Annotated in this window: 26 protein-coding genes and 1 tRNA gene; 19 read left to right on the top strand and 8 right to left on the bottom strand. The window is 42.5% G+C overall.

All coding sequences use genetic code 11. The annotated features are described in order from the left end of the window. Window positions 1–10: 10 nt before the first annotated feature. Both mobB and mobA read right to left on the bottom strand, forming a co-directional pair. Window positions 11–1,273 (bottom strand): conjugal transfer protein MobB, encoded by a 1,263-nt coding sequence (gene mobB / locus GGR07_RS03180; RefSeq protein WP_036844659.1) that lies wholly within the window; start codon window positions 1,271–1,273, stop codon window positions 11–13. Then, the gene (gene mobA / locus GGR07_RS03175; protein ID WP_034542528.1) at window positions 1,258–1,695 is read right to left on the bottom strand and encodes a conjugal transfer protein MobA; all 438 of its coding nucleotides are present in this window, start codon (window positions 1,693–1,695) and stop codon (window positions 1,258–1,260) included. Before mobA ends, mobB begins: the two co-directional genes overlap by 16 nt. A gap of 609 nt (window positions 1,696–2,304) precedes the next feature. Between mobA and GGR07_RS03170 the strand changes: the two genes are divergently transcribed. From GGR07_RS03170 to GGR07_RS03100, 15 genes are all read left to right on the top strand, one after another. Beyond that, window positions 2,305–3,069 (top strand): ParA family protein, encoded by a 765-nt coding sequence (locus GGR07_RS03170; RefSeq protein WP_034542530.1) that lies wholly within the window; start codon window positions 2,305–2,307, stop codon window positions 3,067–3,069. A 1-nt stretch (window position 3,070) separates the two neighbouring features. Further along, entirely contained in the window at window positions 3,071–3,505 is a 435-nt protein-coding gene (locus GGR07_RS03165; protein WP_034542532.1) for a DUF3408 domain-containing protein, read from the top strand. After that, window positions 3,502–4,104, top strand: a complete 603-nt coding sequence (locus tag GGR07_RS03160) for a hypothetical protein (protein ID WP_197068400.1) — start codon at window positions 3,502–3,504, stop codon at window positions 4,102–4,104. Before GGR07_RS03165 ends, GGR07_RS03160 begins: the two co-directional genes overlap by 4 nt. Window positions 4,105–4,266: 162 nt before the next feature. Next, window positions 4,267–4,563 carry a DUF4134 domain-containing protein gene (locus GGR07_RS03155; protein WP_025003727.1) on the top strand — a complete coding sequence of 99 codons (297 nt, stop codon included), beginning with the start codon at window positions 4,267–4,269 and terminating at the stop codon, window positions 4,561–4,563. Between the two features lie 11 nt (window positions 4,564–4,574). Next, a complete protein-coding gene (locus GGR07_RS03150) occupies window positions 4,575–4,904 on the top strand; it encodes a DUF4133 domain-containing protein (protein WP_034542533.1) in 330 nt (109 codons plus the stop codon). After that, window positions 4,901–7,402 carry a TraG family conjugative transposon ATPase gene (locus tag GGR07_RS03145; protein ID WP_122056620.1) on the top strand — a complete coding sequence of 834 codons (2,502 nt, stop codon included), beginning with the start codon at window positions 4,901–4,903 and terminating at the stop codon, window positions 7,400–7,402. The genes GGR07_RS03150 and GGR07_RS03145 overlap by 4 nt, the downstream gene beginning before the upstream one ends. A 12-nt stretch (window positions 7,403–7,414) precedes the next feature. Beyond that, window positions 7,415–7,771, top strand: coding sequence for a DUF3876 domain-containing protein (locus tag GGR07_RS03140; protein WP_036844667.1), 357 nt, complete (start codon window positions 7,415–7,417; stop codon window positions 7,769–7,771). Between the two features lie 4 nt (window positions 7,772–7,775). Then, entirely contained in the window at window positions 7,776–8,405 is a 630-nt protein-coding gene (locus GGR07_RS03135; protein WP_025003725.1) for a DUF4141 domain-containing protein, read from the top strand. A gap of 2 nt (window positions 8,406–8,407) precedes the next feature. Next, window positions 8,408–9,418 (top strand): conjugative transposon protein TraJ, encoded by a 1,011-nt coding sequence (gene traJ / locus GGR07_RS03130; protein WP_034542536.1) that lies wholly within the window; start codon window positions 8,408–8,410, stop codon window positions 9,416–9,418. Between the two features lie 11 nt (window positions 9,419–9,429). Further along, entirely contained in the window at window positions 9,430–10,053 is a 624-nt protein-coding gene (traK, locus tag GGR07_RS03125) for a conjugative transposon protein TraK (protein ID WP_034542537.1), read from the top strand. A gap of 4 nt (window positions 10,054–10,057) precedes the next feature. Then, window positions 10,058–10,360: a TraL conjugative transposon family protein gene (locus GGR07_RS03120; protein ID WP_034542538.1), complete on the top strand. Its 303-nt coding sequence runs from the start codon at window positions 10,058–10,060 to the stop codon at window positions 10,358–10,360. Further along, window positions 10,323–11,657 carry a conjugative transposon protein TraM gene (gene traM, locus GGR07_RS03115; RefSeq protein ID WP_039431404.1) on the top strand — a complete coding sequence of 445 codons (1,335 nt, stop codon included), beginning with the start codon at window positions 10,323–10,325 and terminating at the stop codon, window positions 11,655–11,657. The genes GGR07_RS03120 and traM overlap by 38 nt, the downstream gene beginning before the upstream one ends. A gap of 84 nt (window positions 11,658–11,741) precedes the next feature. Then, window positions 11,742–12,650, top strand: a complete 909-nt coding sequence (gene traN, locus GGR07_RS03110; protein ID WP_034542540.1) for a conjugative transposon protein TraN — start codon at window positions 11,742–11,744, stop codon at window positions 12,648–12,650. A 1-nt stretch (window position 12,651) separates the two neighbouring features. Next, window positions 12,652–13,233, top strand: coding sequence for a conjugal transfer protein TraO (locus GGR07_RS03105; RefSeq protein ID WP_039431405.1), 582 nt, complete (start codon window positions 12,652–12,654; stop codon window positions 13,231–13,233). A 6-nt stretch (window positions 13,234–13,239) separates the two neighbouring features. Further along, window positions 13,240–13,683, top strand: coding sequence for a DUF3872 domain-containing protein (locus tag GGR07_RS03100; protein WP_034542542.1), 444 nt, complete (start codon window positions 13,240–13,242; stop codon window positions 13,681–13,683). A 321-nt stretch (window positions 13,684–14,004) separates the two neighbouring features. Here GGR07_RS03100 and GGR07_RS03095 read toward each other — a convergent pair whose 3' ends face one another. The 3 genes from GGR07_RS03095 to GGR07_RS03085 form a co-directional block, all read right to left on the bottom strand. Beyond that, window positions 14,005–14,184, bottom strand: a complete 180-nt coding sequence (locus GGR07_RS03095) for a hypothetical protein (RefSeq protein WP_080734126.1) — start codon at window positions 14,182–14,184, stop codon at window positions 14,005–14,007. Between the two features lie 3 nt (window positions 14,185–14,187). Beyond that, the gene (locus tag GGR07_RS03090) at window positions 14,188–14,394 is read right to left on the bottom strand and encodes a DUF3873 domain-containing protein (protein WP_025003717.1); all 207 of its coding nucleotides are present in this window, start codon (window positions 14,392–14,394) and stop codon (window positions 14,188–14,190) included. Between the two features lie 256 nt (window positions 14,395–14,650). After that, window positions 14,651–15,184, bottom strand: a complete 534-nt coding sequence (locus tag GGR07_RS03085) for an antirestriction protein ArdA (protein ID WP_025003716.1) — start codon at window positions 15,182–15,184, stop codon at window positions 14,651–14,653. 394 nt (window positions 15,185–15,578) lie between these two features. Here GGR07_RS03085 and GGR07_RS03080 point away from each other — a divergent pair, with 394 nt between their 5' ends. Continuing rightward, window positions 15,579–16,373, top strand: a complete 795-nt coding sequence (locus tag GGR07_RS03080) for a cation transporter (RefSeq protein WP_034542544.1) — start codon at window positions 15,579–15,581, stop codon at window positions 16,371–16,373. 55 nt (window positions 16,374–16,428) lie between these two features. Here GGR07_RS03080 and GGR07_RS03075 read toward each other — a convergent pair whose 3' ends face one another. The 3 genes from GGR07_RS03075 to GGR07_RS03065 form a co-directional block, all read right to left on the bottom strand. Next, on the bottom strand, window positions 16,429–16,941 hold the full coding sequence (locus tag GGR07_RS03075) for an ORF6N domain-containing protein (protein ID WP_025003714.1): 513 nt from the start codon (window positions 16,939–16,941) through the stop codon (window positions 16,429–16,431). Window positions 16,942–17,021: 80 nt separating this feature from the next. Further along, on the bottom strand, window positions 17,022–18,251 hold the full coding sequence (locus tag GGR07_RS03070) for a site-specific integrase (RefSeq protein WP_039419989.1): 1,230 nt from the start codon (window positions 18,249–18,251) through the stop codon (window positions 17,022–17,024). A 275-nt stretch (window positions 18,252–18,526) separates the two neighbouring features. Further along, window positions 18,527–18,611: transfer RNA gene (locus GGR07_RS03065), tRNA-Ser, on the bottom strand. Between the two features lie 191 nt (window positions 18,612–18,802). Between GGR07_RS03065 and GGR07_RS03060 the strand changes: the two genes are divergently transcribed. From GGR07_RS03060 to GGR07_RS03050, 3 genes are all read left to right on the top strand, one after another. Continuing rightward, window positions 18,803–21,364, top strand: coding sequence for an endonuclease MutS2 (locus GGR07_RS03060; RefSeq protein WP_034542545.1), 2,562 nt, complete (start codon window positions 18,803–18,805; stop codon window positions 21,362–21,364). A 116-nt stretch (window positions 21,365–21,480) separates the two neighbouring features. Beyond that, the gene (gene corA / locus GGR07_RS03055; RefSeq protein ID WP_039972616.1) at window positions 21,481–22,554 is read left to right on the top strand and encodes a magnesium/cobalt transporter CorA; all 1,074 of its coding nucleotides are present in this window, start codon (window positions 21,481–21,483) and stop codon (window positions 22,552–22,554) included. An 18-nt stretch (window positions 22,555–22,572) separates the two neighbouring features. Further along, window positions 22,573–23,781: an L-serine ammonia-lyase gene (locus tag GGR07_RS03050; RefSeq protein WP_034542547.1), complete on the top strand. Its 1,209-nt coding sequence runs from the start codon at window positions 22,573–22,575 to the stop codon at window positions 23,779–23,781. Window positions 23,782–24,121: the final 340 nt, after the last annotated feature.

Below are 24,121 nucleotides of genomic sequence, written 5' to 3'. Positions count from 1 at the left end.
TAGATTGTTATTACATCTGCCGTCCGTAACGGCGTTTTTTCTTTTTCTTAGGAGTTGGCGGGGCTTTATCATTCCCAGCCGATGAATCGCTGCCACCGGGCAGGATACTGAAAAGGCTTCCGATTGTAGATTCTCTGCTTTCGGATTGCCGTTCTGACGGCACGAAAGGTTCTGCCGAAGGTGTGAACGGTTCTTTTGGAACAGCCTGTTTTGTGTGTCCCTCGTTTACATGGGATTCTCTAAACAGGTCATTAAATACATTGGCTGAAAATTCTTTTCCTAAACGAGAGCCGTTCAGGACGGCTTTGTTTTCGTGGTCGATAAATGTTGCACCATAGATACGCCCTTCCGGGTTCTGTCGGAATACGACTTCAATACCTTTTTCTTTCAGTTTTTTTTCAAATTGTTCCTTTGAGCCGGAAGCTTTCAATGCTTCGCTTACCCGACCTTTGATATTGGCTTTCAGTTTACCGTCTTTCCATTTGATTGCTGATTGTCCTATCCTGCGTTCCAATGCTTCATAACCGACCGACTTACCCAGCCGGGAAGACTTGATAGGATTACCCAGCTTTTCGCCTTTATCATCGGTTGCGGAATAAACTATACCGTTATACGCCTTGCCACGGATTTCACCTTTAACTTCTTCCGCACGTACATTATAAATTGATAACAGAGTATTCAGTTCCCCGATACTTTGGAACTGGTAAGTGTTTACTACGCCTTTAACCGTATTGGAAAGCTGGTGCTTTACATCACCCGCAGCATAATCGACCTTTCGGAACTGGTGGTGTTCCTGCTGTTGTTTCTTTTCGGCAGGATGCAGACCATATTTTGCTTCCAGTTCCCGTGTAATATCCTTGCTCCGGCGATGTTCAAACTTATCATTCAGTTTTTTGCCGTTCTCGTCCACCCGCAGGGATACGATATGCAGGTGGTGACGGTCGATGTCTTCATGCTTGTAAACCATGTAGGGCTGATTCCCATAGCCCAGCTTCTCCATATATTCCTGTGCAATCTCCGATAGCTGTTCATCCGAAAGTTTATCGTCCGGGTGCGGATTCAGGGATATATGGATTATGGGCTTTTCGGTTTTGATGTCTTGGGGCAGGTGCATTTCAAAACTTTCCATGCAACGCTGGATGTTGAAATTACCATCTTCACTTTCAAACATCCGGTTGCTGAAAAGTACCTTGCCTTGTTCTTCATCAACCTTATTCTGATTGTATGCCAGCGCACCGAAAAGCGAACTTCCCACATTTATTTTTGCAACCATCGCTGTTCAAATTCCTGTGTGAGTTCGATAATTTTCCGGCTTAATACCACCAGTTCTTCGGTCGCCTTTTCCAATTTATAGAGAAAAGAAAGGGCTTTCTTTTCGGTAAAATTGGTATTCAGAGCCTTCACAATCTGATTATAGTTCACGCCTATTGCCCGGAATTGAGCGTAAAAAGTTGTCAGGCGTGTGTAATAATCGACTGCTGCCTTATCAATTTTTATCACTTTGAATGAACCGCCAAAGATTCTTTCTGTGATAAAATGCGCTTTCGTCCGCATACCGGACTGTTCAAAAAGAGCCAAAAAACGGGCATGGTCAGTTGCATTGAAGCTGACCGAATACCGGAAAACTGCCGGGTCTGCCTTTGGCTTTCGTCCTTTGCCACCGGATTGTGGCACATTCGTTTTTTCTTTTCCCATACCATTATTTTTTTAAGGGTTTACGACTTCGGAGTACAACCCATCCCGGCTTGTCCGGGCAAGGGGTTCTAAGCTGCTGAAAGAATTTCAAGCTGCGCAGAACACACCTTGCTATTTGCACGGCGCAAATAAAATCCGTCATGGGACGGATTAGCAGTTAGCCATAAGATAAATGAACTCCGGGAAGCTATTGAACGGATGCCTTTTTATCGGTTCAAATAAGATTCCGGTGCAAAGTAACAGGGATTAATTATGCTGTGCCATAGCACATTATAGGACAAGCGAAGCCATCTAAAGCCATACGAAGCCACTTTCAAAAACGGACGGTTTTTCTCCATTTATTTGCGGTCAGAATCAGTATTGAAATAGATAAGTAAAGCGGTAAATACCGATAGAAATATTGGAATGAACCGGGCAATATGGAAAGACTGGTTTACTGATTTCAAGAAAGCAAGAAATACTGAAATCAATATTTCAAGCAATCAATAAAACAATATGTCTGCAAGTCGATAAAGACAGATTGAATTACAGATAACAATATGGAAATCAATACTGCACAGAATGAAGCAGTCAATCAATAATGAAGTAAAACAATAAAGAATTAAAGACATGAAGAAAGAAACATTATTCGTAGCCTTCTCCACCCAAAAGGGCGGGGTCGGTAAAACCACTTTCACGGTATTGGTGGCAAGCTATCTCTATTACCTGAAAGGCTACAATGTAGCGGTTGTCGATTGCGACTACCCGCAGCACAGTATCAGTGCCATGCGTAAACGGGACGGTGAACAGGTAAACAATGATACCAATTACAAGGTGCTTGCCTTTAATCAGTTCAAAGCATTGGGAAAGAAAGCCTATCCGGTCTTGTGCAGCACTCCCGAAGCTGCCATCAGTACAGCCGAAGAGTTCCTGAAAACAGAGCCGATGGAAATGGATGTGGTCTTTTTCGACCTGCCGGGAACGGTGAACAGCGAAGGTATTATCAGTTCGCTGGCTTCTATGGACTACATCTTTACACCGATTACCGCCGACCGGGTGGTACTGGAAAGCAGTCTTTCATTCGCTATGACGGTAAACAACCTGCTGGTACAGAATGAAGCTTACCGGATACAAGGTTTGCACCTATTTTGGAATCAGGTCGATGGCAGGGAGAAAACCGACTTGTATAGAATTTATGAAAATACTATCGGCGAACTGAAATTACCCCTTATGAAAACCTTTATCCCGGATACCAAACGCTACAAAAAGGAACTGTCCGGTGATAAAACTTCTGTCTTCCGTTCCACTCTGTTCCCTGCGGATAAGCGAATGATAAAAGGCAGCAACCTTGAAGAGTTGGTGGCTGAAATAGGATACATTATAAAACTATACTAATATGGCAAAACAGGAAAAAGTACAGGTGGATGAAGATTTTATGAAAGAAATCATTTCACAGGGTTTACCCATGAAACAGGAAATTTCACCTAAAACAGTAAGTAAAGAACCGGATACGCCGGAAGTAAGACAGGAAACTGTGGTAGAACCTGTCCGGCAACCGGAAGCAAAAACCATCCGGGAAACTACCCGCCGGAAGAAAAGTACCCCTGCCGATTACCGGGAAACCTATTTTCAGAAAATGGAACTTCCCGACCGCCAGCCGATATATGTAAGTCGTTCCACCCATGAAAAGCTTATGAAAATAGTAATGGTTATCGGTGAACGAAAAGCGACTGTAAGCAGCTATGTGGAAACAATTATCCTGAATCACTTCGACCAGTATCAGGACGAAATCAACGAACTGTATAAGAAAACTTTTGAAAGCCCGATATGATACTAAAATTAATGATAGCTGGGGTTGTCCTTTATTACCTCGTCCTGTTTTTTCGGTTCAGGAAGGAAGCAAACAGTTCCTCTTCCGAAAGCCCCGGCAACCGTAAAAACGAAAAGGCTGTCGTAGGTAAAACAACTTTCCGGTTAAGACAAGTAACGCCATACGAAGACACTGAAAGCCAGTTTTCTAAAGGGGTTGATAATGCTTCTATATTTGCCCCGGATGACACGGAAGACACCCCGCAGCCGATGGATGTTGAATTTGAAATGAAGTATGAAGATGAACTGGAAGCAGAAGAAATCGCACTTATCACTGGCGGTGAAGGTCAGTCGGCACGGGGTATCTCCTTTGAAGAAATGGCACAAGCGGTACAGGTCGTCAGGGAGCAGGAAGCCCCGGAAGAAGAGGAACGGAAAGCCCTGCAAACCTTGTCGGTTATGCAACAAACCAGCCTGTACGACACAATGATGGAACAGATAAACGGGGGCATGGTACGGGTGGCGGAAATGCTGGGTAAATACGATGCTGTATTTATCGCCCCGCCAAACGAAGCCAGCCCCGAAGATTTACAGGCGTTCGATATGAACGACTATATGTAGAACCTTTAAAACGAATCAGGTATGAAAGAAAAAGATTACGGTTAGCTGGGCTTAACCATTCAAAAAAGGTCAGAAGACCAACCACAAAAATTCTCAATTATTAATCCCGCCGGAATAGCGGACTATCCACCCGCTTTCCGGCATCATAAAATCAAGTTTATAATGAAAAAGAAAATATTTCTTTCCGCAGCCATCGTCTTGGCTGCAACTTCCGCATTTGCACAGGGCAACGGCGTAGGTGGTATTACAGAAGCTACAAACATGGTTACCAGCTATTTTGACCCGGCGACAAAGTTGGTGTATGCCATCGGTGCTGTCGTTGGTTTGATTGGGGGTGTAAAGGTGTATAACAAGTTCAGTTCAGGCGACCCGGATACAAGTAAAACCGCAGCTTCGTGGTTCGGGGCTTGTATCTTCCTGATTGTGGCTGCTACCATCCTTCGTTCATTCTTCCTGTAATCATAGGTGTTATGATTAGCTATTCAATTAACAGGGGGATTGGAAAACCTGCGGAGTTCAAAGGGCTTCGCAGCCAATACCTTTTCATTTTTGCAGGCGGGCTACTTGCCGTCTTCGTATTGTTCATCATTCTTTACATGATAGGTATAAACCAGTGGGTTTGCATCGGGTTCGGGGTCGTAGCGGCTTCGGCTCTTGTGTACTTCACTTTTATGCTGAATGACAAATACGGCACACACGGTCTTATGAAAGTAACCGCCCGCAGAAGCCATCCCCGATATATCATCAACCGCCGGGCTATCCCCCGATTATTCACCTATAAAAGACAGAAGAACGCATGAGGAATATATTAAAAGCAGCCACATTGGAAAGCAAATTTCCCCTGCTGGCAGCCGAACACGATTGTATCATCAGTAAGGATGCCGATGTTACGGTGGCGTTCCGGGTAGAACTGCCCGAACTGTTCACTGTTACCGGGGTCGAATACGAAGCGATACATTCCGCTTGGCATAAGGCAATCAAGGTATTACCCGATTATAGTATTGTACATAAACAGGACTGGTTTATCAAAGAAAACTATACCCCTGAAATCCAAAAGAATGGGTTAAGTTTCTTGTCCCGTAGTTTTGAACGGCATTTCAATGAAAGACCTTTCCTGAATCATACCTGTTACCTGTTCCTGACAAAAACCACAAAGGAAAGAAGCCGTACCCAAAGTAATTTTAATACGCTTTGCCGTGGCTTCATCATTCCAAAGGAAATTCAGGATAAGGAAACAGTAACGAAGTTTTTGGAATCGGTCGGTCAGTTTGAACGGATAATGAACGATTCGGGATTTATCACCCTTACCCGTCTGACTTCGGATGATATTACCGGAACGCCGGAAAAAGCTGGGATTATTGAAAAATACTTTTCCCTGTCGCAAAGTGATACGACTACACTACTGGATATGCAACTGAACCCCGAAGATATGCGTATCGGCGATAATATTTTATGCTTGCATACGCTTTCGGATGTGGAAGACCTGCCGGGTGCGGTTACTACTGATTCCCGTTACGAAAAGCTGTCCACCGACCGTAGCGACTGCCGTTTGTCGTTCGCTTCGCCTGTGGGTGTATTGCTTTCCTGTAACCATATCTATAACCAGTATATCTTTATAGACGACCATGCGGAGAACCTAAAACGCTTTGAGAAGCAAGCCCGTAATATGCACTCGCTGTCCAAATACAGCCGTTCCAATCAGGTGAACAAAGAGTGGATAGAGGAATACCTGAACGAAGCGCACAGTCAGGGTTTGACCTCTGTTCGCTGCCATTGCAATGTAATGGCATGGGCGGATGATAAGGAAGAATTAAAGCATATCAAAAATGATGTGGGAAGCCAGCTTGCCTTGATGGAGTGCAAGCCTCGCCACAATACAACGGATACCCCGACCCTTTACTGGGCGGGTATCCCCGGCAATGAAGCCGACTTTCCGGCGGAAGAATCCTTCTTTACATTTATTGAACAGGCTTTGTGCTTCTTCACGGAAGAAACGAACTACCAATCATCACCCAGCCCGTTCGGGATTAAGATGGTGGACAGGCTTACCGGAAAACCGCTTCATATTGATATTTCCGATTTGCCCATGAAAAAAGGAATTATTACGAATCGTAATAAATTCATTCTTGGGCCGAGCGGAAGTGGAAAATCCTTTTTTACCAACCACATGGTACGCCAGTATTACGAACAGGGAACACACGTCCTGTTAGTGGATACCGGAAATTCCTATCAGGGATTATGCGAATTAATCCACCGGAAAACTGGCGGGAAAGACGGCGTGTATTTTACATATACCGAAGATAACCCGATTTCATTTAATCCATTCTATACCGAAGATAATGTCTTCGATATTGAGAAGCGGGAATCCATCAAAACGCTTATCCTGACCTTGTGGAAACAGGAGCATGAAAAACCCACCGGGGCGGAAAGCGTTGCCTTGTCCAATGCTGTAAGCGATTTTATTAACCGGATTACACAGGATAAGTCCATCGTACCCAGTTTTAATTCCTTTTACGAATTTATCAAAAATGAATACCGGAATAATCTGAACGAACAGAATGTCAGGGAAAAGGATTTCGATATTGATAATTTCCTATTCGTGTTGCAACCTTTCTATAAAGGTGGCGAATACGATTACCTGTTGAACTCGGATAAGGAACTGGACTTGTTGAACAAACGCTTCATCGTTTTTGAGGTAGATGCCATCAAAGATAACCCCGTACTTTTCCCTGTGGTTACAATCATTTTGATGGAAGTTTTCATTAACAAAATGAGGCGGTTAAAGGGTATCCGTAAGATGCTGCTTTTGGAAGAAGCGTGGAAGGCTATCGCCAAAGATAGCATGGCACATTACCTGAAATACCTGTTCAAAACGGTGCGTAAATACTTCGGCGAAGCGGTGGTGGTAACGCAGGAAGTGGACGATATTGTCCATTCTCCCATTGTGAAAGAATCCATCATAACGAACTCCGACTGTAAAATCCTGCTCGACCAGCGCAAATACATGAACAAGTTCGATAGCATACAAGCGATGCTGGGTTTGACCGACAAAGAAAAAGCGCAAATACTTTCCATCAACATGGCGAACCATCCGGGACGGAAGTACAAAGAAGTATGGATAGGACTGGGTGGCGTACAGTCGGCTGTATATGCCACAGAAGTGAGTTTGGAAGAGTATTACGCATTTACAACGGAAGAAACTGAAAAACTCGAACTGTTCCAACTTGCCGATAGGCTGGATGGCGACCTTGAGTTAGCTATTAAACAGCTTGCCGAAAGCAAGCGTAATCCTAATTAAAATCAAATCAATATGAAACAAATAAAAATCATCTTCCCGGTGCTTCTCTGTGCTATTCTACTGGCTTTGTCTTCCTGCAAAGAAACAAACGCCGACCGACTGAAAGCCATGTGCGGTCATTGGGAAAGCGTTACAAACCGACCATCATTCACGGTCTTTGAAAGTGCGGATGGCTATAAAGTAACCATGCAACGAAGAACCCGCAGGGGTGAAACCCGTGCGGAAACCTATCAAATCATAGAAAAGGACGGATACCTGTTTATCGAAACAGGATTTTCCATACTGGTAAGCTATGATAGTGAAACCGACCGGATACTATTATCCTCCGGCGGTGAATATGTAAGAAGTAAAAAACAATCAAAAAATTAAAGCGATGAAAACAAAAATAATGATGTTAGTCGTGGCACTCTGCCTGTTTGCAGGTAACGCCAGCGCACAATGGGCGGTCATTGACCCGACAAATTTGGCTCAGGGTATTGTCAATACTACCAAAGAAATTGCACAGACTTCAAAAATTGTAGGCAATACGGTAGATACTTTCAAGGAAACCAAGAAATTGTACGACCAAGGCAAGCAATATTATGATGCCTTGAAATCGGTAAACAATTTAGTGAAAGATGCCCGCAAAGTACAGAAAACCGTGCTTTTGCTGGGTGAGATTACTGATATATACGTTACCAACTTCCAGCTAATGTTATCGGATAAGAACTTCCGACCGGAAGAACTCAACGCCATTGCTTTCGGATATTCCAAACTGCTGGAAGAAAGTTCGGATGTATTGACCGAACTTAAAAATGTGGTAAATATCAACGGGCTTTCCATGACCGATGCCGAACGTATGGAACGGATAGACAAAGCATATAATTCCGTATTGAATTACCGGAATTTGGTTTCCTACTATACCCGTAAAAATATATCCGTGTCTTATCTGCGGGCAAAGAAAATCAGCGACACCGACCGTGTGATAGCCTTGTATGGAACTGCTAACGATAGATACTGGTAATTATGACGTTGTTAGCCGTTGATTGGGGAAACCTGCATGAGATTCTGAAAAATCTCTATGTGGATATGATGCCCCTGTGCAGTAATATGACTGGGGTAGCCAAAGGTGTGGCGGGATTGGGTGCATTGTTCTATGTGGCAGCGAAGGTATGGCAAGCCTTATCGAGAGCTGAACCGATAGACGTGTACCCGCTTTTGCGACCGTTCGCCATTGGTCTGTGCATTATGTTCTTTCCGACTATCGTACTGGGAACGATAAACAGTGTATTATCCCCGGTAGTAAAAGGAACGAATCAAATACTGGAAGGACAGACCTTTGATATGAATAAATACCGGGAACTGAAAGATAAAAAGGAGTATGAAGCCATGCTTCGGAATCCTGAAACCGCTTATCTCGTTTCCGATGAAGAGTTCGACAAGCAACTGGATGAACTTGGATGGTCGCCTTCGGATTTGATTACGACAATGGGGATGTATATGGAACGGGCTTCTTACAATATAAAGAAAGCCGTCCGGGACTGGTTCAGGGAACTGTTGGAAATACTCTTTCAAGCTGCTGCCCTTGTCATAGATACGATACGGACGTTTTATTTGATTGTATTAGCCATACTTGGTCCGATTGCTTTTGCAATATCGGTCTATGATGGCTTCCAATCAACCTTAACACAATGGATAACACGTTATGTAAGCGTGTACCTGTGGCTTCCCGTATCGGATTTATTCAGTTCCATCCTTGCCCGGATTCAGGTCTTAATGCTGGAACGTGATTTACAGTTATTGGACGACCCCAGTTTTATTCCCGACAGTTCCAATACGGTTTACATCATTTTTATGATTATAGGAATTGTGGGATACTTCACCATCCCGACAGTATCCAACTGGATTATTCAGGCTGGCGGATTAGGTGGTATGAACCGGAATCTTTCTAAAACAGCAAGTGGTGGCGGAAACCTTGTGGGTGCAGCAGCCGGGGCAGTAGGTGGGAACATCGCCGGAAAATTAATTAAAAAATAAACAGTAAAAATATGGAGTTTAAAAGTTTAAAAAATATAGAAACCAGTTTTAAGCAAATACGCCTGTTCGGGATTGTATTTGTATGCCTGTGTGCCGGGATTGTGGGTTATGCCCTTTGGAACTCGTATAGTTTTGCAGAAAAACAGCGTGAAAAGATTTACGTTCTCGATGGGGGTAAATCCCTTATGCTGGCACTTTCGCAGGACTTATCACAGAACCGTCCCGTGGAAGCAAAGGAACACGTTAAGCGTTTCCATGAACTCTTTTTTACCCTGTCGCCGGATAAGAACGCCATTGAATCGAACATACAGCGTTCCTTATACTTGGCGGATAAAAGTGCTTTCAATTACTATAAGGACTTATCCGAAAAGGGGTATTATAACCGTATCATTTCCGGGAACATCAACCAGTCGGTACAGGTGGACAGTGTAATATTCAACTTCGACCACTATCCCTATCAGGTCGCTACCTATGCCCGGCAAATGATTATCCGGGAAAGCAGTGTTACCGAAAGAAGCCTTATTACCAGATGCCGGTTGCTGAACTCCGTTAGGAGTGATAACAACCCGCATGGATTTACCATTGAAGCTTTCGAGATTACGGAAAATAAAGATTTACAGGTATTAAAACGGTAAGGATATGGTAAAGAAATCATTAACAAACCTGCGGGACTGGGTGGATGATAAGCTGCGTTACGCTTGCGGAAGCCTGTCGAAAGATGCCCGGATAATCATTATCATAACCTTTATTCTCGGTGGAAGCATCCTATCTATTTACTGGACGGTTTCTTCCATATATAATATAGGAAAGAAGAGTGCAGAGAAAGAGTTTATGGAGATAAGACACATTGAACGCTTGGAACTAGAACGGAAAGACAGTATAAACCATTATCAATTACAAAAATATGGAACAGAATCAGAATTTGAATCAGGAAACGAGTAACAACAAAGAAGGGAAAGAGAAAAAGCAACTTTCCCCGCAGGAATTACAGAAACGGAAGAAACTTATCATCTTCCCGTTAATGTTCCTTGCTTTTGCCGGATGTATGTGGCTGATATTTGCCCCGTCCTCAAAAGACGAAGTAAAGCCGGACGAAATCGGCGGTTTCAATGCCGATATACCATTACCCAAAGAAGACGGGATATATAGCGACAAAAAGACGGCTTACGAACAGGAATCCATGAAATCGAAACAGGAAGACCGGATGCGTTCTTTGCAGGACTTCGGCTTTACATTGGGTGAAGAAAATAAGGTTACGGATAATTTGAGCCTGACCGCCGACCTGCCGGAAGAACAATCAGCAAGTAACAGCCGGAGTTATTACGGCGGTTCTTCCCGCAATAGTTCTTATGTCCAATCTTCGGCTTATGCCTATCAGGATATAAACCGACAGTTGGGAAGTTTCTACGAAACACCCAAAGAAGACCCGGAAAAAGAAGAACTGGCACGGAAGATTGAAGAACTGGAATCCCGGCTGTATGAACGTGAGAATACCCAGAGTACGGCGGATGAACAACTGGCACTACTTGAAAAATCCTATGAACTGGCAGCCAAATATATGAACGGCGGGCAGGAACAGGCAGTAAAGCAAGTAACGCCAACTGCATCCATACAGGGAAAGGTTCAGGCATTACCTGTACAAGCGGTAACGGAACAAACCGTTTCGGGATTGCAAGTGCCTATGAGTGATGCGGAGTTTATCGCAGCTTACAGCCAGCCCCGAAATTATGGATTTAATACGGCGGTCGGAACTGGGTCGTTAATGGGAAAGAATACGATTCTTGCCTGTATCCATGAAGACCAGTCGGTGATGGACGGGCAGAATGTCCGGCTTCGCCTGTTAGAGCCGTTACAGGCGGGTCATATCAGGATGCCGAAAAACAGCTTGCTATCAGGAACGGCACGGGTTCAGGGTGAACGCATGGATATTAATATTTCTTCATTGGAATATGAAGGTAATATCATTCCGGTTGAATTGGTGGTCTATGATTCGGACGGACAGAAAGGTTTATCCGTTCCGTCCTCGCTGGAAATGCAAGCCCTGAACGAAGGTATGGCAAATATCGGGGCTGGGCTTGGCTCAAGTTTTACCGTCAATCAAAATGCGGGGGCTGCCATCGTTTCGGATTTGACAAGGGGCGTTTTGCAAGGCGGGTCGCAATACCTGTCAAAGAAGTTGAGGACGGTAAAAGTGAACCTGAAAGCCGATTACAAAGTAATGCTATTCACAAAACAGTAATAACAACCACAAAAATTTCTCAATTATTAATCCGCCGGGAAGCGGGCTATCCACCCGCCAACGGCAACTAAAAATCAATTTGTAATGAAAAAGTTATTTATCATGTTCGCACTGGTTATCGGTGCGGTAACGGTCAAAGCACAAAGCAACGATTTGTTTCAGGGTATCACCCAAAAGTTTCCTTACGGGCAAATGGTTACGCCTTATGGTGTTCAGGTAACGTTTGCAAAAACGGTACACATTATTTTCCCGTCCACTGTCAAATATGTGGATTTGGGTTCTAACCATCTTATCGCAGGAAAAGCGGACGGGGCGGAAAATGTTATCCGTGTAAAAGCTGCTACCGAAGGTTTTCCGGGTGAAACCAACTTTTCGGTTATCTGTGAGGACGGAAGCTTCTATTCCTTCAATGCTAAATATTCAAATGAGCCGGAAATGCTGAATATCGAAATGAAAGATTTCCTTGAGAATGAAAGTATAACCGATTATTCCCATACCCGGATGAACATTTACTTCCGTGAACTGGGTAATGAATCGCCGTTGCTGGTGAAGCTGATAATGCAATCCATCTATAAAAACAATGACCGGGAGATACGCCACTTGGGATGCAAGCGTTTTGGAATACAGTTCTTAATCAAAGGTATTTATGTGCATAATGGGATGTTTTATTTCCATACGCAAGTGAAGAACTCTTCCAATGTGCCGTTTGACACGGATTTTATCAAATTTAAGATTGTCGATAAAAAGGTTGCAAAGCGTACTGCCATTCAGGAATCAGTTTTGTATCCTGTCCGCAGTTTTAACGAAGTGATTACCATAGCCGGAAAGTCCACCATCCGCACGGTCTATACCTTACCGAAGTTCACTATCCCGGATGATAAAATACTGGTGGTAGAGCTGGTCGAAAAAAACGGTGGCCGTCACCAAAATATCCGTATCGAAAGTTCGGATATTGTGAACGCCAGAGTGATTAACGAACTTAAAATCAAATAAGATGAAGAAGTTAATCTGTGTTATAGCAGTGTTGTGTTTGTGCCAGACTTTTAACCTGGCACACGCACAACGTTACCTGCCCGGACAAAAGGGAATACAACTTACGGGCGGGATGGCGGACGGCTTTAAGAAGCCCGGTAAACCGGAATCGGCGTATTATTTCGGTGCTGCGCTTGCCACTTATACCAAAAACGGAAATCGTTGGGTGGTCGGGGCGGAATACTTCAATAAGGAGTATGAATATAAGAATGTAACCGTACCTGTAAGCCAGTTTACGGGCGAAGGCGGGTATTATATCAAAATCCTTTCCGACCGCCGGAAAACGTTCTTTCTATCCTTCGGGTTGTCGGCTCTTGCCGGATACGAAACAAGCAACTGGGGCGATAAAGAACTATACGATGGCTCTACTCTTACAAATAAGGATGCCTTTATTTATGGCGGGGCTGCTACGCTGGAACTGGAAACTTACCTGACGGATAGGGTGGTTTTCCTTATCAATGCCCGTGAACGAATGCTGTTCGGTTCTTCCATCGGAAAGTTCCATACACAGTTCGGGGTCGGTTTTAAATTCATAATAAATTAGTGCGATATGAAAAAGATAATCAGAAACATATTAATGGGGGTGTACTTGCTGGGAGCAATGCTGCTGGTGTTTTCTTGTGATGATAAGCTGGATATTCAGCAGGTTTACCCGTTCTCGGTAACAACAATGCCCGTGCAAAAACGAATTAAGATGGGTGAAACGGCAGAAATACGTTTTCAACTTCAAAGGGAAGGATATTACGAAGATACCAAGTATTTCATCAGGTATTTTCAACCGGATGGAAAAGGTACGCTTCGGATGGCGAACGGAACAGTTTTTCTTCCAAATGATTTGTACCCGCTTCCGGGCGAAACGTTCCGCCTATACTATACTTCGGCTTCCACCGACCAGCAACAAATTGATGTGTATATCGAAGACAGCTTCGGGCAGGTGGTACAGCTAACGTTTGCTTTTAATAATGAGAACGAGAAAGAAGAGCAAAAGGAATGAATACAATATATGTATGTATAGCTGTCTATCAGTTCCTTTCATGGTGCTGGATAGCGATAAGTATTAAAAGCGCACCCACAGATATAGAGTTGTGGGATGAAGAAATAAATATCTAAAAATAAAGACCATTGGCGTTTTACTAATGGTCTTTATTTTTAGATAGCATCTGATTGAATTTATAACACATGAAAGAATCCACCGGGTTAGCGGTGGATCCTTTCATCAATAAAAATCAAAAGTTTGGAAAGCGGTTTCTTTGCTACTTTCTTTTTCAGCACACTTCACGAAAGAAAGTAGCGGGCGGGGTTTCCGCCCGTTGGTTTATAATTCTTCAAATTTATCTATATCACATTCGATGATTACAACTTCCGACAGATAATTGTATAAGTCGTTTTCTTTTGCTGCTATGATGGCTTTTTCTTCCGTAGAAAAAACGCCAAAGCAAACCCGGCTTGACTTCGTTTTGTGTACGTCCGTTTGAAATAAACTATATGCCTTCATAATTTACTGTTTTTTGTTTAACCATTCATCCCGCCGTTTTCGGCACTCTTCCAGCGTTTTCGCTACCGTAGAGAAAAGCTCTCCATCCGTATGGCGATAATCATACTGGAAATATTCTGTCCCCCTGAACGCTCCCGCAATGAACGTTACATATTTTTCCTGTCCCGGCTCTTGGGTCGTGGACACTCCGTTTTTATTTAGTGATTCCATATATTTACATTAATAAAGTGAGTAATAAGGCGATGAAAACCGCAGCTATCAAAAGGCTATACAATACAGATACAAATAACCGCAGGATAAAGCGGATAACAAAAAATGCAACTATCAGTAACAACCATGTACCCGCCGATATGGACAGAAAATAAATTACTGAAGCCAGTAACCCCATCCGAAACAATAACCTGAATAAACCGCCTATTTTCATTGTCTTTTATTTTGTAGGCGGGTTTCCCCGCCCGGTGAATAATCAGGAAGCCCGGAAAACAAAACCATCCTCAAACCAGTAATCACCCATAAACAGGTCACGGGCAAACTTTTCATAATCGAAGTATGTTTTTGCGAACTCCGGCAGTTCGTAGCACTGTTCTACAACTTCATAGGCGTAATCTTCTTCTTCATTATATTTGCCCTGAAAATCATCCCTGAAAGAAGAAATAAGGTCGTGTGCATCTTCGGTAGATAGGTCGTGTGAACCGTGATTACACCACACCATAAACGCTTCCTGCTCGTCTTCGCTTAAATCGTCCATTGCATCCCGGATGTCGAAAAAATTGTCTGATAACCAGCTTTCGCCTATTAATTCATCCGGTATATTTTCCCAGTCCTGAAACATATATTCCGGGTCTTCTTCGTCTGCGTGTAACTCCTTACAAGCTTCGTAAAACTCGTCTTTGTCCGAAAAGTCGGAAAGGTCAAACCACTTGCCCTCGATTGAGCCATCGTTGTACTTTGCGTATGTACCTACATAAATCCTTGCTTCGCTTAAACTTGTTGCTTCCATAACTTCTGATTTTTTTAGATATATGCGGATTCTTGAGGTGAGGGAGTTGAGTTTCATAACCTTTTTTCCTGCTTCTCGTAAATCCGACTTTTTTTATATGCGTCTTTCCGTCGGGTCGGTCGTTTTCGTTTCATATATGCCGGAAAGTGTAGGCTTTAGTCTTTGCAAGTTTTTGTGGAAAAATACTCTCAAGCGAAGCGCAGCAGGAAGATTTTTACATCAAACCCATTAGGGCTTGAACTTTCAAAGACGTTAAGAAGCCGTAAATACTTTTGCATATAGAAATGGAAATGATTAACCGCCCCGATGGAATGACTGCCTATGGGAGTGGTTTACGGTTAAAGAAGCTGGCAAAAAAGCATTACTTTTGTATCATATAATAAAGGTTTTAATTATGTATAAATCAATATTTCATATTCCAAAAATGGATTGCCCCTGTGAAGAAAGCCTTATTCGCATGAAATTACAGGATACTAAATCTATCAAGCATCTTGATTTCGACCTTGCAAAACGGATATTAGTTGTAACACATAGTGGCGACAGCAGTAATTTTATTACAGAACTTGAATCACTTAATCTTGGTGCAAAGCTTCAAGAAACAGTGGCAACAGATGGTAATGATTCTACCGATAATCCAGCCCGACAGCGAAGAGTTCTATGGATTGTACTCGCAATCAATTTCGCTTTCTTTTTGATTGAAATTACAACAGGGCTTATTTCAGGTTCAATGGGATTAGTAGCAGATAGCCTTGATATGTTGGCGGATGCTCTTGTTTATGGTATGAGCCTTATGGCTGTGGGGGCTGTTATTGCAAAGAAAAAGCGAGTGGCACTTATAAGCGGCTACCTACAAATTTTACTTGCAGCATTAGGGCTGTCAGAGGTTATAAGGCGTTTCTTAGGATTTGAGATTATGCCCGAATTTAAAACCATGATTGTCATTAGCTTACTTGCCTTACTTGCTAACTCCATCTGTCTATGGTTGCTTCAACGTACTAAAAGTAAGGATGCACATATTAGAGCAAGCGTAATATTTTCGGCAAACGATGTTATTATAAATATTGGAGTTATTATAGCAGCCTTATTTGTTTGGTGGCTTGAAAGCAATATCCCTGATTTGATAATAGGTATAGTAGTTTTTCTTGTTGTTATTCGTGGTGCAATCCGAATTTTGAAACTGGCTAAATAAAAAATGGCGGGCTTTATCGGCTCGCCATCATTAGATTATCACAATTTGTGATAAGTTACTTTTCTTCATCAGGTATTCTGTACCCTATGGGTTTTCTTGGTTTGGGGTCAGGTTTACTTAATAACTGGGTTAAAGCTTGGTATATCTCACTGAACTGTGCATCTGTACTTTCTTCCAGTTCCTCGATACGTTTAAGAAGTTCATCATATCCGATAACCATTTGTCGCATCAGGACAAATGCCCGCATAATAGATATATTTACATCTATTGCTGTTTGACTTCTTAATACCGTAGAAAGCATTGCTACACCCTGTTCCGTGAAAACCATTGGGCTGACAGAACTGTGTTTTAGGGTTTCGGGGAACTGGTCACAAATTGTGACCAGTTGGTGAAACTCTTCTTTATCCAGTTCAAACATAAAGTCAGAAGGAAAGCGCTGAATGTTACGTTTGACAGCCTGTTTGAGAACTTTTGTCTTTACATTATATAACTCTGCTAAATGGAAGTCCAGCATTACCCTGTATCCCCGGACTTCAAAGATTTTGTTTTGAATGACTTGCAATTCCATATCTATTTATATTTTAATGTTTTAGAATAAAAATCGTTACCTAATTCGTTACCCATTGGTTACCTACTGGAAATAGGTAACTATTGAGCCACTTTTTTATAGATTTTTTCAATACCAGTAAACTGTTCGGAAAGTCCCTTCATGTCGCTGCTAATCTTACTATTAGTAATGCGGGCATAGATTTGGGTCGTTTCAATATTGGTATGCCCCAGCATTTTAGAAACGGTTTCAATGGGAACTCCTTTACCCAGTGTCGTTGTGGTGGCAAAGGTATGACGGGCAAGGTGAAACGTTAGGTTTTTCTTGATTCCGGCAAGGTCGGCAATCTCTTTCAAATAGGAATTAAGTTTTTGATTACTGATTACAGGAAGGATTTTACCGTTAGGAAGCTTATCCTTATATTTATCCAAAATCATCTTTGGAATGTCCAGTAACGGTACATTTACATCTATTCCAGTTTTCACCCGCTTAGTCATAATCCAAAGGTTGCCGTCAAACGACTTGCGGATATGCTCTTTTCTAAGTCCTGCTACATCTATATAAGCCAAACCGCAAAAACAAGAAAAAAGAAATAAATCCCGAACGTGTTCCAGCCTTTCGGAAACAAGGTTGAGTTCAAGGATTTTCTTGATTTCATCTTCCGTAAGGTATCCTCTATCAACCCTTTGTAAGCGTATTTTATAGTTGGCAAAAGGGTCGCCGACTATCAGCCCGTTGTTCCGGGCAATCAAGACTATACGTTTGAAGAACTGCATAAACTTGGCAGTCGTGTTATGGTTACATCTGCCAACTGTCATAAGATAGACCTCAAAGTCATTTATAAACATATTGTTTATAGACTTCAAAGCTATATCGGAAAGATTGTACTTAGCTTGGATAAAACTCGCAAGATGCTTGCGGGTTACTTCATACTTTTGATAGGTAGATGCAGATTTAGATAGACCTATAAGCTGCTTCACATCATCATTGTGCTTCTGAAATAAATTCAGCAACGTTTCGTGGTTCTCCGTATGCCCTAAAAATTCATTCTTGATTTGCTCGGCAGTAACATAGTTTTCTCGCCGTTGCCGTTCATGGTAGATTTGGTGTAATGATGCTTTAATGTCTTCCAGTAACTTATTGAGTTGTGCGCAGGACTTCCCAGTTGCTTTACCAGCTTTCACACTCCAATTATCGGGATGGATACTTTGTTTGGTACTAAACTGGCAAATTTTTCCATCAACGGTAATTCTTGCCATGATTGTTACCTCTCCATTACGTTTTTCTGACCCTTTTTTTAGGTAGAAAAGGACTTTGAATGTACTCTTCATAATCTCACTTTTTAATGTTACAAAACTACTTTTAATGTGTTAATTGTGAGATATATACAGGCTGTGCAAATTTGGACAACGAGAGGTCATTTTTGGACAAATCGTTACCGTTTTTGTCCGGTATGGAATCGGTAACGATTTAGGCACAGATTTGTGTCTTTTGAGGTCTTTTTGGTGTCTTTTATACTGGACAAAATACAAACAAAAAAAGCCTACAAATCATTGACTTGTAGGCTTTTGTCTGTTTATTGTCTGTTTTTGTCCAGACCTTCCAGCGGAGAGACAGGGATTCGAACCCCGGGTACCTCGCGGTACAACGGTTTTCAAGACCGCCGCAATCGACCACTCTGCCACCTCTCCAAAAGCTTCCCGGCACGGAAGCGCTTTCTTTCAAAAGCGGTGCAAAGGTACGAATCCTTTTTAAATATGCAAACGTTCTATCTCTTTTTTCGTAAATAAATCGTATTTTTGCAAACCATTAGAAATTTAACAACTGTAAATAAACAAATTGACACAAAACCCATAGCAACTATTATAAATAAAAAAACAAGATGATATATCCCAAAAATTTCGAACATAAAATAGGATTTAAACAGATCAGGCAATTACTGAAAGAGAAATGTCTAAGCACTCTGGGGGAAGAACGGGTTGCTGAAATGAGCTTCTCTCAAAAATACGAAGAAATAGACGAGAAGCTAAATCAAGTAACGGAGTTCGTTCGCATTATCCGAGAAGAAGACAGTTTCCCGGATCAATTCTTTTTTGATGTCCGCCCATCGCTCAAACGAGTACGAATAGAAGGGATGTATCTGGATGAGCAAGAATTGTTCGATTTGCGGAGATCGTTGGAAACTATTCGAGATATCGTACGTTTTCTGAACCGAAATGAAGAAGAGGAAAATACTCCATATCCGTCATTAAAACTGCTGGCAGGGGATATCGCAGTGTTTCCTCAACTGATTGGCAAAATAGACGGCATTCTTAATAAATATGGAAAGATAAAAGACAATGCTTCCGCCGAACTTGCCCGTATACGACGCGAGCTCTCCAATACGATGGGAAGCATTTCCCGTTCACTAAACCAAATTCTACGCAACGCACAATCGGAAGGATATGTGGATAAGGATGTCGCTCCAACTCTACGTGACGGTCGCCTGGTTATTCCCATTGCTCCGGGACTCAAACGAAAGATAAAAGGAATCGTTCACGATGAGTCTGCCAGCGGGAAGACCGTCTTCATAGAACCGACGGAAGTAGTGGAAGCTAACAACCGCATTCGGGAACTGGAAGGAGAAGAACGACGGGAAATCATTCGCATTTTAACTGAATTCTCAAATATTTTGCGCCCTACCATCCCCGAGATTCTACAGTCGTATGAATTTCTAGCAGAAATAGATTTTATCCGCGCCAAAAGTTTTTTTGCTATACAAACGGGAAGTTTAAAACCGGCAATAGAAAACAACCGCTTAATAGATTGGACAATGGCAGTACATCCTTTGCTTCAAATGTCATTGGCGAAACATAGTAAGAAAGTGGTCCCCTTGGATATAGAACTCAACCGAAAGCAACGCATCCTTATTATTTCCGGACCGAATGCCGGAGGAAAATCGGTATGCCTGAAAACAGTCGGCTTGCTACAATATATGTTGCAGTGCGGAATGTTGATCCCCGTACACGAACGCAGCCGCGCCGGCATATTCAGCAGCATATTCATCGACATTGGCGATGAACAGTCTATCGAAGATGATTTGAGTACTTATTCCTCGCACCTCACCAACATGAAAATGATGATGAAACACTGCAACGAAAGCAGCTTGATACTGATCGATGAGTTCGGAGGGGGGACAGAACCGCAGATAGGCGGCGCTATCGCCGTAGCTGTTTTGAAACGTTTCAACGAGAAACAAACATTCGGAGTGATTACGACTCACTATCAAGATCTTAAACATTTTGCCGAAGATCACGAAGGAGTGGTTAACGGCGCAATGCTATACGATCGGCATTTAATGCAAGCTCTCTTTCAACTGCAAATAGGGAATCCGGGGAGTTCGTTCGCTGTGGAAATAGCACGAAAGATAGGATTGCCGGAGAAAGTCATTTCAGACGCATCTGAAATCGTGGGCAGTGAATATATCAATGCCGATAAATATCTGCAGGACATCGTACGCGACAAACGTTACTGGGAAGGAAAGCGCCAAGCGATTCGGCAACAGGAAAAGCAAATGGAGGAAACGATTGCCCGTTACCAAAAAGAGATGGAAGAACTGCAAAAATCACGAAAAGAAGTCATCCGTCAGGCGAAAGAAGAGGCGGAACGAATGTTGCAGGAATCGAACGCGCGCATTGAGAATACAATTCGTACCATCAAAGAAGCTCAAGCTGAGAAAGAAAAAACCAGAATGGCGCGACAAGAGTTAAGTGATTTCCGCACTTCGCTGGAGACGATTGCTTCCAAAGAGCTGGAGGAGAAAATCGCGCGTAAGATGGAAAGGCTGAAAGAAAAACAGGAGCGGAAGAAAAACAAGAAAAACGCTCCCCGCCCGGAAGCGCCATCCACTGCCGTTATTGCCAAACCGAATCCTATCAGTGTTGGCGAATACGTAAAAATAAAGGGTCAATCCAGCACGACCCCAACTCGCCCATGCGCAACGAAGGTTGGCGAATACGTAAAAATAAAGGGTCAATCCAGCATTGGGCAAGTGATGGAAATAATTGGGAAGAATGCCATAGTAGTTTTCGGAAGTATTAAAACCACTGTAAAGACCGAGCGCCTGGAACGTACGCAAACTATACCCAAAACCGAAGGAATTGCCAAAAGTACTTTTATCAGTACACAAACACACGATCGGATGTATGAAAAGAAACTTAGCTTCAAGCAAGATATCGATGTTCGAGGGATGCGTGGAGACGAAGCCTTACAAGCCGTCACTTACTTTATCGACGATGCCATTCTAATCGGCATGGAGCGCGTACGCATTCTTCACGGTACAGGAACAGGCATTCTCCGCACCCTCATTCGCCAATATCTGTCAACAGTACAAGGTGTCCGGTCTTTTTCAGACGAGCATATACAATTCGGAGGAGCGGGAATTACAATAGTCGATTTAGAGTAACTTGAAATATTTCATCAGAACTCCTTGTTCTGATGATGAAAACAACTAACTTTGCTCGTAAGACACAACAAGCCTCGCTCCTATTTAAAGAAATATCTGCAAAACTGACAAAGAATATGAACAACAACCTCTTGAGTGAAAAGCTTATCTATACAGGGGAAAGCACTACCCCTACGCATCTTCATCTCTGCACATACAACGCTATCAAAATGAAGGAAGCTAACGGAAGCAGCCTGCAAGCACTTGACGCAACTTTAGATGAAGAACAGATTAACTGGTTGCAGGTACATGGAATGAATAATACTGAAACCATCCGACAGATTTGTGAACGTTTTGAGATAAACTTTCTCACTTTACAAGATATTCTTAATGCAAATCATCCCACTAAAATAGAAGAAAGCGAAAAGCATATTGTCTTGATATTAAAAATATTCAAAATTGAAAAGAAAAAAAATGATGGAAATAAAGATATACAAGAAGGAGAAGAAAAGGAAAAGCTTCAACAACAGGTCTGCATTATTTTAGGAAACAATTTTATTCTGACTTTTCTGGAAGAAGAAACAGATTTTTTCGACGATGTAATCAACGCTTTACGAAACGATATTCTCAAAATAAGGCAACGGCAGAGTGACTATCTATTCAGTGTACTTCTGAACAGTGTAATGAGCAACTATATTTCCACAGTCTCGTTCATCGAGGATGCTCTTGAAGATTTGGAAGAAGAAATGCTCAATATTACCGATGAGAATAAAATTGGAATCCAGATTCAAACACTTCGCCGTGAATATATGATGATAAAAAAAACGGTTTTACCGCTCAAAGAACAATACGTTAGATTATTACGCACCGAAAATCTGCTTATACATAAAGCCAATCGTATTTTTTTCAATGACGTAAACGATCATTTGCAATTTGTACTTCAAACCATTGAAATTTGCAGAGAAACCCTCTCTTCTTTAGTCGACCTTTATATTTCCAACAACGATTTGCGAATGAACGATATAATGAAACGTCTTACCATTGTATCTACTATTTTCATTCCGCTTACATTTCTGGCAGGAGTATGGGGGATGAATTTCGAAAACATGCCCGAACTCAATTGGAAACACGGCTATTTATTAGCCTGGATATTAATGCTTATCATCGGAGTAATTGTATTCATATACTTTAAAAAAAAGAAATGGTATTAACAAACGCCCTATTAAAATATGAAATCAATCAAAGAACTATATCGCATAGGAACAGGCCCATCGAGCAGCCACACTATGGGACCTCGCAAAGCTGCAGAAACTTTTCTCACGCGTTATCCCGACGCCGCTTCATTCAAAGTTACACTCTACGGAAGTCTGGCCGCTACCGGACAAGGGCACATGACGGATGTGGCGATCATTGACACATTACAGCCTACGGCACCGGTAGAAATCGTATGGCAACCGAAAGTTTTCCTGCCTTTTCACCCCAATGCAATGACTTTTGCAGCATTCAACGCCAATCATAAGCTGTTGGGAAACTGGACTGTTTATAGCATCGGAGGAGGCGCTCTTGCAGAAAACAATGAAACATCGACTATCGAAAGCCCTGAAGTATATGATATGCATCTTATGACCGAAATATTGGGCTGGTGCGAACAAACAGGTAGAAGCTATTGGGAATATGTGAAACAATGCGAGGAGGAAGATATTTGGGATTATCTGGCTGAGGTATGGAACACAATGAAAGAAGCCATACATCGTGGACTGGAAGCGGAGGGAGTACTCCCCGGCCCGCTAAATCTACGACGCAAAGCCTCAACCTATTATATTCGTGCAACAGGATTCAAACAGTCGCTACGTTCACGAGGACTCGTTTTTGCCTATGCGTTGGCGGTAAGCGAAGAGAATGCCTCCGGTGGTAAAATCGTCACTGCTCCCACTTGCGGTTCCTGCGGAGTAATGCCGGCGGTGCTCTATCATTTGCAACAAAGCCGGGAGTTTAGTGACATGCGCATATTGCGTGCATTGGCTACAGCGGGCTTGGTGGGAAACATCGTCAAGCACAACGCATCCATCTCCGGAGCCGAAGTGGGCTGTCAAGGAGAAGTCGGCGTAGCTTGCGCCATGGCTTCAGCAGCTGCGAATCAGTTGTTCGGAGGCAGTCCTGCACAAATCGAATATGCTGCGGAAATGGGATTGGAGCATCATCTCGGAATGACTTGTGATCCGGTATGCGGACTGGTTCAAATTCCTTGTATTGAGCGTAATGCTTACGCTGCCGCCCGTGCTTTGGACGCAAATCTCTATTCGGCTTTCACCGATGGCATGCACCGTGTTTCTTTCGACAAGGTAGTGCAAGTTATGAAACAGACCGGGCATGACCTTCCGTCGCTCTACAAAGAAACCAGTGAAGGAGGATTGGCAAAAGATTATCAGCAAATGTAATCTGCAATATATTAAAGAATAAAGAACCTATGGATAAACATATATTTCGCCCCAAACCATCCGCATGGATATGGATATGTTTAGCAATGTTCGCCTTTATTATTTTTTTCTTTTTGTATTCAATTAAGCATGAAAGAAATTACTTTCTTATGGTAATGTTATTTGCACAGTTCGCCGTTTGCTTCAGGATATCACAAATATAGAACGTAAGTACACAAAAAGAAGAACAGCAAGATATATTATTGTGCACTATGCCAGCGGACAAATGTTTCACAACTTCTTTGAGATAGACGGAAAAATGTTCGATGTAGAACAGATGCTGCAAGTAATACAGAAACAC

Origin of the sequence: Bacteroides pyogenes, from assembly GCF_014196225.1 — a bacterium.
GTDB lineage: Bacteria > Bacteroidota > Bacteroidia > Bacteroidales > Bacteroidaceae > Bacteroides > Bacteroides pyogenes_A.
The sequence above is the reverse complement of the archived record's forward strand: the minus strand, read 5'-3'. Positions and strand labels throughout refer to the sequence as shown.

Coding starts and splice junctions, on each gene's coding strand:
- GGR07_RS03080 (WP_034542544.1), top strand. CDS start 15,579: ATGTATAAATCAATATTTCATATTCCAAAAATGGATTGCCCCTGTGAA.
- GGR07_RS03085 (WP_025003716.1), bottom strand. CDS start 15,184: ATGGAAGCAACAAGTTTAAGCGAAGCAAGGATTTATGTAGGTACATAC.
- GGR07_RS03145 (WP_122056620.1), top strand. CDS start 4,901: ATGAGGAATATATTAAAAGCAGCCACATTGGAAAGCAAATTTCCCCTG.
- traK (WP_034542537.1), top strand. CDS start 9,430: ATGGAGTTTAAAAGTTTAAAAAATATAGAAACCAGTTTTAAGCAAATA.
- GGR07_RS03075 (WP_025003714.1), bottom strand. CDS start 16,941: ATGGAATTGCAAGTCATTCAAAACAAAATCTTTGAAGTCCGGGGATAC.
- GGR07_RS03160 (WP_197068400.1), top strand. CDS start 3,502: ATGATACTAAAATTAATGATAGCTGGGGTTGTCCTTTATTACCTCGTC.
- GGR07_RS03120 (WP_034542538.1), top strand. CDS start 10,058: ATGGTAAAGAAATCATTAACAAACCTGCGGGACTGGGTGGATGATAAG.
- GGR07_RS03105 (WP_039431405.1), top strand. CDS start 12,652: ATGAAGAAGTTAATCTGTGTTATAGCAGTGTTGTGTTTGTGCCAGACT.
- corA (WP_039972616.1), top strand. CDS start 21,481: ATGAACAACAACCTCTTGAGTGAAAAGCTTATCTATACAGGGGAAAGC.
- traM (WP_039431404.1), top strand. CDS start 10,323: ATGGAACAGAATCAGAATTTGAATCAGGAAACGAGTAACAACAAAGAA.
- mobA (WP_034542528.1), bottom strand. CDS start 1,695: ATGGGAAAAGAAAAAACGAATGTGCCACAATCCGGTGGCAAAGGACGA.
- GGR07_RS03070 (WP_039419989.1), bottom strand. CDS start 18,251: ATGAAGAGTACATTCAAAGTCCTTTTCTACCTAAAAAAAGGGTCAGAA.
- GGR07_RS03170 (WP_034542530.1), top strand. CDS start 2,305: ATGAAGAAAGAAACATTATTCGTAGCCTTCTCCACCCAAAAGGGCGGG.
- traJ (WP_034542536.1), top strand. CDS start 8,408: ATGACGTTGTTAGCCGTTGATTGGGGAAACCTGCATGAGATTCTGAAA.
- GGR07_RS03140 (WP_036844667.1), top strand. CDS start 7,415: ATGAAACAAATAAAAATCATCTTCCCGGTGCTTCTCTGTGCTATTCTA.
- GGR07_RS03155 (WP_025003727.1), top strand. CDS start 4,267: ATGAAAAAGAAAATATTTCTTTCCGCAGCCATCGTCTTGGCTGCAACT.
- GGR07_RS03060 (WP_034542545.1), top strand. CDS start 18,803: ATGATATATCCCAAAAATTTCGAACATAAAATAGGATTTAAACAGATC.
- GGR07_RS03165 (WP_034542532.1), top strand. CDS start 3,071: ATGGCAAAACAGGAAAAAGTACAGGTGGATGAAGATTTTATGAAAGAA.
- GGR07_RS03100 (WP_034542542.1), top strand. CDS start 13,240: ATGAAAAAGATAATCAGAAACATATTAATGGGGGTGTACTTGCTGGGA.
- GGR07_RS03050 (WP_034542547.1), top strand. CDS start 22,573: ATGAAATCAATCAAAGAACTATATCGCATAGGAACAGGCCCATCGAGC.
- GGR07_RS03090 (WP_025003717.1), bottom strand. CDS start 14,394: ATGGAATCACTAAATAAAAACGGAGTGTCCACGACCCAAGAGCCGGGA.
- GGR07_RS03095 (WP_080734126.1), bottom strand. CDS start 14,184: ATGAAGGCATATAGTTTATTTCAAACGGACGTACACAAAACGAAGTCA.
- GGR07_RS03135 (WP_025003725.1), top strand. CDS start 7,776: ATGAAAACAAAAATAATGATGTTAGTCGTGGCACTCTGCCTGTTTGCA.
- GGR07_RS03150 (WP_034542533.1), top strand. CDS start 4,575: ATGATTAGCTATTCAATTAACAGGGGGATTGGAAAACCTGCGGAGTTC.
- traN (WP_034542540.1), top strand. CDS start 11,742: ATGAAAAAGTTATTTATCATGTTCGCACTGGTTATCGGTGCGGTAACG.
- mobB (WP_036844659.1), bottom strand. CDS start 1,273: ATGGTTGCAAAAATAAATGTGGGAAGTTCGCTTTTCGGTGCGCTGGCA.